At 37.6% G+C, this 7850-nt stretch carries 5 protein-coding genes and 1 pseudogene; 2 read left to right on the plus strand and 4 right to left on the minus strand.

Annotation, left to right across the window (positions count from 1 at the left end):
• Positions 1 to 5: 5 nt before the first annotated feature.
• Positions 6 to 564, plus strand: a pseudogene (gene frr / locus IPO27_07220) (ribosome recycling factor).
• 483 nt (positions 565 to 1047) lie between these two features.
• On the plus strand, positions 1048 to 2442 hold the full coding sequence (locus IPO27_07225) for a DUF2807 domain-containing protein (protein MBK8846364.1): 1395 nt from the start codon (positions 1048 to 1050) through the stop codon (positions 2440 to 2442).
• 605 nt (positions 2443 to 3047) lie between these two features.
• On the opposite strand, the gene IPO27_07230 is transcribed toward IPO27_07225, so the two are convergent.
• The 4 genes from IPO27_07230 to pepT form a co-directional block, all read right to left on the minus strand.
• Positions 3048 to 4613 (minus strand): aldehyde dehydrogenase family protein, encoded by a 1566-nt coding sequence (locus IPO27_07230; protein MBK8846365.1) that lies wholly within the window; start codon positions 4611 to 4613, stop codon positions 3048 to 3050.
• Between the two features lie 355 nt (positions 4614 to 4968).
• Positions 4969 to 5787 carry a universal stress protein gene (locus IPO27_07235; GenBank protein MBK8846366.1) on the minus strand — a complete coding sequence of 273 codons (819 nt, stop codon included), beginning with the start codon at positions 5785 to 5787 and terminating at the stop codon, positions 4969 to 4971.
• A 35-nt stretch (positions 5788 to 5822) separates the two neighbouring features.
• The gene (locus IPO27_07240) at positions 5823 to 6449 is read right to left on the minus strand and encodes an HD domain-containing protein (protein MBK8846367.1); all 627 of its coding nucleotides are present in this window, start codon (positions 6447 to 6449) and stop codon (positions 5823 to 5825) included.
• 65 nt (positions 6450 to 6514) lie between these two features.
• Positions 6515 to 7762 carry a peptidase T gene (pepT, locus tag IPO27_07245; protein MBK8846368.1) on the minus strand — a complete coding sequence of 416 codons (1248 nt, stop codon included), beginning with the start codon at positions 7760 to 7762 and terminating at the stop codon, positions 6515 to 6517.
• Between the last annotated feature and the right edge of the window lie 88 nt (positions 7763 to 7850).

Genomic DNA, 7850 nt, shown 5'->3' on the forward strand with positions numbered 1-7850 from the left:
TAACTATGGAAGAGATTAAAAATATCATCAATCAGACAACGGATGGAATGAACAAGGCAATAGACCATCTTGAAAATGAATTGGCAAAAATTCGTGCAGGCAAAGCAAGTCCTCAAATGCTGGATGGAGTGCATGTAGATTACTACGGAACCAGCACACCGCTAAACCAGGTAGGCAACGTAAATACCACAGATGCACGTACACTCGTAGTTCAGCCATGGGAAAAAGCAATGCTTCAACCAATAGAAAAGGCCATTCAAGCAGCAAATTTAGGATTGAACCCGCAAAATGACGGAATAGTAATACGCATATCTGTACCTCCCTTACAGAAGAACGAAGAAAAGATCTTGTAAAAAAGGCAAAGGCCGAAGGAGAACACAGCAAGGTAACTATTCGTAACCTGCGCAGAGATGCAAACGAAACCCTAAAGAAAGCATTAAAAGCAGGTTTGCCCGAAGACATGGAAAAGAAGCTGAAACCAAGGTACAACAAATTACAGATAGCTATATTGTAAAAGTAGATAAGCATCTTGAAGCTAAAGAAAAAGATATTATGACCGTGTAATACTTAGATTGGTATAAAAGAAAAAGTCCCCGAAACCTTACAAACGGGGACAGTATATAAAAAAGCCTTTAGAAATGTCGTTGAATTATATAGTTGTTCACTAGAACAATGCAAATGTAATTGCACCTTGCTAACCAAGCGACACGGTAACCATATATTATCAACAAAATTATAAACAGAAGCGGACGTGTGCATAACGTGTTCATAAGCTATTCAAACATTGATGTATTAACAGTTCCGATTTTAACGTGGCGGAGGCTATTAACAAACGTTAATAATATAAACGTATCATTTTTCTCTCAACTAAGCCAAACAATAATCATATTGAGTGCAAAATGACAACAGCAAAAATATATGACTAAAAAATGATGCGCGAAATATGCAGCTATTAACGCATGACTGCAACAATTGCTGCAACCGCTGTAACTTATTAAATTCTACATTTGTCACAGTATATATCACAGAAAGTAAAAAAAACAGAATATGAAAAGAGGAATCTTAGTATTAATGATATGTGCCGCGGTGCTAAAAATATATGCACAAGGAAAAATTACCGTTGAGCCATTTAAAAAATTGGCGGTTAGTAGCACAGCTAACATTAGGTTGGTAAAATCCACTGACTATGGCGTAAGTATTAATGGCGATTATGGCAGTAATTTTTTTAGTATAAATAATCAACAGTTAACTATTACTGCACCTAAAGATTATCAGGTTACAGTGTACTTACCCACGGTAGAAGAAATTAAAGTTTCGGGTAATGCAGAAATTATTTCTGAAGACACATTAATGCTTGAAAATCTGGAAGTAAATATTTCGGGAAAACTAAAACTAGGTTTAGGAGTAAACGCTAAAACTATAAATATTAATACGAGCGGTATTGGAAGTGGGTCGCTAAGTGGTGTCGCTGAAAATCTCACACTGAATGTATCTGGCACACAAAAACTTGATGCAAGTAAATTGGTAGTAAATAAGGTTAGTGCCAATGTTAGTGGTGTGTGTAAAACTACGGTAGATGTGCGAAACGAATTAAATACATCAATCAGTGGCAGCGGTAGTATTTATTATATAAAGGCGCCACCGGTAATAAACAAAAACAACAGCGGAGCTGTCAAGATAGGAGAAGCAGGCGAGGCCGATACAAAGGATACCACCAAGGTACAGATAGGAGGATTTGATATTTCTATTTCGGAAAAAGATGGTGCTGATATGAATAAGGATACAAAGAAAAAATCCGGGAAATCGAAATCCGATTCGGAGCCGCATTGGGGAGGGCTAGAATTAGGGTTTAATGGATACCTTCCTGACATACAAAAAACAGCTGAGTTAAATGAAGGCCCTGCAGGATATAATTATCTTGACTTGAATTCAGGAAAATCAATAGTAGTAAATTTAAATCTTTGGGAAGTAAAAGCTAATATTGTTAAAAGGCTATTTTGGTTTAATACCGGACTGGGATTCACATGGAATAACTACCGTTTCAACAATAGTCGAGAAATATTGCTTGCCAATACAGACACTATGAAATCAATAATGTATGGTCGCGATTTAGCTAAAAACAAATTATTGGTAACGTATGCAACTGTACCACTTATGTTTGAAGTTAGCACCAATCGCAAAGAAAGTAAAGCCTTTCACATAGGTGCCGGTGTGGTAGCAGGTTATCGTATTGGAACTCATTTAAAACTCAAGACTTCTGACAACACCAATAAGGTGCGCGATGACTATAATGTTAACCCATTGCGCCTTGATGCCCGTGCCGTGATAGGTTATAGAAGCATTAATTTGTTTGCGCAATACGGTCTTACCGATTTATTCAGAGAAAACAGAGCTCCTGCGCTCAGACCATTCAGCATTGGTATTACAGTACTTGGCTGGTAATTAGAATACGATTTAGTATATAAAGATGAATGGCCGGCACCTTGGTGCCGGCTTTATTAATTAATATGCTTTTGCGGCATGCAGTTTTTTATTCATCCCCCTGCTCGTCCGCATTTGCAATGCGAATCCACCATTTTTATTCATCCTCCACCAATAATAATTATGCAACCAATAAATCATGCTCAATTGACAAAAGCAATCCTATTATTAATAAAGAGTAAATATTTTTTTCATTATTCTGTTTTAAACTTATAGTTCAGTAATATGGCTAAAGCCTAAATCGGTTTGCTATCAATTGCCACAGGCTTAAGCCTGTGGCAATTGAATATTATATAGTTGGCTTTAGCCAAATTAATTAACCCCCGTTCGCTCGTCCGCATTTGCAATGCGGATGCTTCATTTTTTATTCAACCTCCAACTATATTAATTAATATGAGTTTGTGGCATGCAGTTTTTTTATTCATCACCATTCAGCCTGCTAAGCTCCCATTAGGTCGAGTTTGCTGGTAAGGGCTAATTCGTGTAATTGTGTTATTTGTAGTTGTATAAAATAAAAAAGAGCGATAACTACGATCGCTCTTTTTAACTATAACTATATATGTTCCTTATATATCAAACTTTATTCCTTGAGCAAGAGGTAGTTCTTTGCCATAGTTGATGGTGTTCGTTTGTCTTCGCATATAATATTTCCATACATCGCTTCCTGATTCGCGACCACCACCGGTTTCCTTTTCGCCACCAAAGGCACCGCCAATTTCTGCTCCACTTGTTCCTATGTTTATGTTGGCTATGCCGCAATCGCTACCTTCGTGCGAAAGGAATTTTTCGGCTTCAAGCAAATCGCGGGTAAATAATGAAGAGCTTAATCCCTGAGGTACATCGTTATTTAAATGAATGGCTTCGTCAATGGTGTCATATTTCATGATATATAAAATAGGGGCAAAAGTTTCTTCCTGCACAATGTGATAATTGTTTTGGGCCTCTATAATAGTTGGGTGCACATAGCAGCCACTATCATAGTTTTCACCTGTGCAAACGGTGCCTCCTGCAAGCACCTTACCACCTTCGGCTTTAGCCTTTTCTATGGCACTAAGAAAATCTTTTACCGCACCTTTATCTATTAATGGACCAACCAGAGTTTTACTATCCAGTGGATGGCCAATAGTTACACTACTAATAGCCTTAACCAATTTCGTTGTAAATGTTTCATATACTGATTGATGTATAATAAGCCTTCGAGTGGTGGTGCATCGCTGTCCGGCAGTTCCAACAGCGCCAAACAATACGGCACGTAGAGCCAGGTCTAAGTCAGCGTTTTCGGTAATGATAATAGCATTGTTTCCTCCAAGTTCGAGTATGGTCTTACCCAATCGCTCTCCTACCAATGTAGCTACACGCTTACCAACACGTGTGCTGCCTGTAGCGCTTATCATGGGTATACGCTTATCAGCAAGCATATTGTCTCCAACATATTTGCTTCCTGCGGCCACAAGACACAAAACCCCTTCTGGAACCTGGTTATCTTTAAGTACTTTTTCAATTATGTTATGTACGGCAATTGCACATAGCATGGTTTTGCTCGATGGCTTCCATATTACTGTATCGCCACAAACCATGGCGAGCATGGCATTCCAACTCCATACGGCTACAGGAAAATTGAAGGCAGAAATAACACCTACAATTCCTAGCGGATGGTATTGTTCATACATTCGGTGACGAGGGCGCTCACTGTGCATGGTAAATCCATGTAACTGTCGTGATAATCCAACTGCAAAATCACATATATCAATCATTTCCTGAACCTCGCCAAGGCCTTCCTGGTAAACTTTACCCATTTCGTAAGAGACTAATTTGCCAAGAGGTTCTTTGTATTCGCGAAGCACATTGCCAATTTGACGAACCACCTCACCACGTTTTGGCGCAGGCCACATTTGCCATTGCTTAAAAGCCAGTTGCGATGTTTGTACAATACGCTCATAATCATTGGCTGTAGCCTGTTTTAGCGATGCTATTAGCTGACCATCGCTGCTCGAATAGGAATCAATTATATCGCCAGTGGTGTTATACCACTCGGTGCCGGTGCATGCTCCGTTATTGATTTTTTTTATCCCTAGTTGCGCTAATGTTTCAGAGATGTTATAATCCTGAAGCGTTAAAGTTTCTGCATTCATACTTTTTCTAATAATTTTTCTGCAAAAGTAGCCGTTATTAATGTGTATGCAATATGTGGCAATAAATTGACAATAAATAGGCAAGTAATATACGTGTCGTATAGAATTTATAGTATATTCGCACTCATCCCTATTCTAATTATTAAAAGTACTGGAAAATGACTGTATTAAAAAAAATAGTTAATTCGATTAATCAAGCATCTGATAGCTTGAATAATTGGTTTTGCCGGAAGTTCGATTGGTTTTTTACAAACGGTATAAAAGCGGAATATGTTAAAGGCTGGTATCAATCTCCTGAATAAAGTTCATTAGGTGTTTGCTTCCATTTAGAAATGGTTATTTAAGCATATTCCTACTAGAAAGTATATTCAAAAACATTTCCCGACTTACTTAAAATATTTTTCAAATTGATACACAGTACGGGTATTTCATACTCGTTGGCAATTATTTTTTGCTCTTCAACCCCCATTACATAATTGGCCATGTTGGTTTCAGGGTCAACAGTAGTTACAATCAAATCTATATTTAGCCTATTAGCTAACTTAGTAATGTCTTTATAAGCCGAAGAAGCGTTGTATTTAACATCAGCTAGCGAGTGTATTATGCCATTATCTTTTAAATAAGACTGCATATACTCAAAGTTGTTCTTAATTCGATTAGCCAAAAACTCATCTTTGGTTTGCTGTAGCATAAAGGTTATTTCAACTTTGAAGGTTTCGCTAAGAGATAAGATAAGAGGAAGCATTTGTTTTGCTTCTCGGGTAAAATCTACCGGCACAAGCATCCTTTTTATTGGAATAAACATTTTATGCTGAACAACTATATAAGGAGTTTGGCTGTGTGTTATAACTTTCATTGCATTGCTGCCTATAAAGTGTTGCATTCCTTTTATACCATGAGTACCCATGATGATAAAAGAAGCCTGTGCATCTGCAGCACATTGACCTATGTGCTCAAAAATATTTCCCACAAAGGTCATAAAATCAACCTTAGCCGAATGATTGTATTTGCCCGATAAAACCTCAAGTTTAGCTTCCGCTTCGGGCCTATCTTTTTCTTTATTCAATATATGGAGTAAGGTGATACTGGCGTTTAATTGTTCGCCTACAGAAACCGCATAACGCAAAGCGTTTTCGGTAACAGGAGTAAAGTCTATAGGAACTATTATTTTCATATGTTTTTCTTTATTTCTAAAATTGCTATGATTGTTTAATCGTTATTCTCTTCGTTTTGCAACATCGAATTCCTTTGGTTGATTAATTCTTCCAAATACTGCATTTTGCGCTCATTGCGCATTTCCTTTGCTGAATTTGTAAAAAATGTATGTGACTTAAAAAAAGTTATTTGAACTCGCAGCCAGTCTGATTCGGTTTTAATAATTCCAAAGTGCGAAAACTCATCTTTTAATTGGGAACTTATCGGATAATAATCTTCCCTACCTAAATAATCTAAATCCGCATCGCAAATTATCCTTTCTTGAATTGTTTGAGGATTTTGAGGTAGTTTGGTTGCAAGTATAAGTTTCGAAATTTCATCAAGATCTTCATTGGTATAGCCAAGTTCTGGCAAGTGCTTGCGAGCTACTGCACAGCCTGCCTCTTCGTGATCTTTGTATCCTCCAATTGTAAATCCAGTATCGTGGTATAGCGCTGCAGTAGCAATAAGCAACTCCAGCCGTGGATTATTTATTTTCTCCATCTTACACAAGCGCAATGAAGCATCAAACACATCTAATGAATGCTCAAGCGAATGGTAACTGAAATGCACATCAAGCTGATTTGACAGCAAATTAATTAGCTTATGCTTAGCGCCTAATATATCGGGAAGTATTTCCATCAGCAATGATTGGGCAAATTTATATTCTTTTGTAAACTAACAAAAAATAATGGAAATAACTTTAATTAATTATTTTCTTCTACTATGCAACAAAGGTGTACAATTGTCTCCACTGCTTTCTGCATATCCTGTATGCTCACCCACTCATGCGCACCATGAAAGGCATGTTCTCCTGCAAAAATATTGGGACACGGCAACCCCATAAATGATAGGCGGCTGCCATCTGTGCCTCCTCGTATACTTGAAAGACGTGGCTTTAATCCTGCTCGCTCAATTGCTTTTATTGCATAGTCTGTTACATGTGGGTGTTTATCAAGCACCTCCTTCATGTTTCTGTATTGCTCTTTAATTATAAATTCAAAAGTGGAATTTGGATAACCTGACATTACTTTCACTGTTAAAGCCCTAAGCGCTTCTTCAAGCTGATGCAACCCATTTACTTCGAAGTCTCTTATTATAAAATCAAGTACAGCGTGCTCCAATGATGAATCCACTTTGGTAGGATGAATAAATCCCTGCATACCATTGGTTGTTTCAGGAGAAATTGAAACTTTTGGCAACGCTGCAATGATTTCGGCAGCAATTTTAATAGCATTCTCCATAAGCCCTTTGGCATACCCGGGGTGTGATGCAACTCCTTTTATTTTAATGGTTACAGCATCGGCACTGAAGGTTTCATTTTCCAAATCTCCAGCAGTTTCTCCATCCATTGTATACCCAAAAGTTGCATTTAGTTTTTGCACATCAACCTTATCAGCACCACGCCCTATCTCTTCGTCCGGGGTAAACAAAATCCGTATGTCGCCATGTTTAACTTCGGGGTGTGTCATTAAGAAATTAGCAGCATCCATAATTTCGGCAACACCACTTTTATTATCAGCCCCTAGCAAGGTGTTACCACTTGCTGTTATAATGTCGTTTCCTATTTGATTTTTCAATTCAGGGTGCTTATCTATGGTTATTGGCTGGTTTGATTTAGGCAAATGTATATGGCTGCCATTATAGTTAGTATGTATAATTGGTTCAACATCAACTCCGCTGCAATCGGGTGAAGTATCAACATGGCTGCAGAAAAAAATTGCAGGGATATTCTCTTTTCTCGTATTCCCTAGAATGGTTGCATATACATAGCCATAATCATCCATTTCGGCATTATTAATTCCCAACTGATTAAGTTCGCTTACTAATATGCGAGATAGGTTTTTTTGTTTTTCAGTAGAAGGAATAGTTGTTGAACCTGGATCACTTTGAGTGTCGATTTTTACATAACGCAAAAATCGTTCGACCACTGTAAATTGATAATTTGTAAACATGTTTTTTAGGCGAAGATGAAACTATTTTTTTAATCAAATAGAAAGGGATCTTACATGCGATTTTTTACTCGAGTCATCAGGTCAATTT

The sequence above is a fragment of the Bacteroidota bacterium genome (assembly GCA_016714535.1).
Taxonomy (GTDB): domain Bacteria; phylum Bacteroidota; class Bacteroidia; order AKYH767-A; family OLB10; genus JADKFV01.

Bases quoted from the DNA above. Each gene is read 5' to 3' on its own strand.
- IPO27_07225 (MBK8846364.1), top strand. From the start codon at position 1,048: ATGAAAAGAGGAATCTTAGTATTAATGATATGTGCCGCGGTGCTAAAA.
- pepT (MBK8846368.1), bottom strand. From the start codon at position 7,762: ATGTTTACAAATTATCAATTTACAGTGGTCGAACGATTTTTGCGTTAT.
- IPO27_07240 (MBK8846367.1), bottom strand. From the start codon at position 6,449: ATGGAAATACTTCCCGATATATTAGGCGCTAAGCATAAGCTAATTAAT.
- IPO27_07230 (MBK8846365.1), bottom strand. From the start codon at position 4,613: ATGAATGCAGAAACTTTAACGCTTCAGGATTATAACATCTCTGAAACA.
- IPO27_07235 (MBK8846366.1), bottom strand. From the start codon at position 5,787: ATGAAAATAATAGTTCCTATAGACTTTACTCCTGTTACCGAAAACGCT.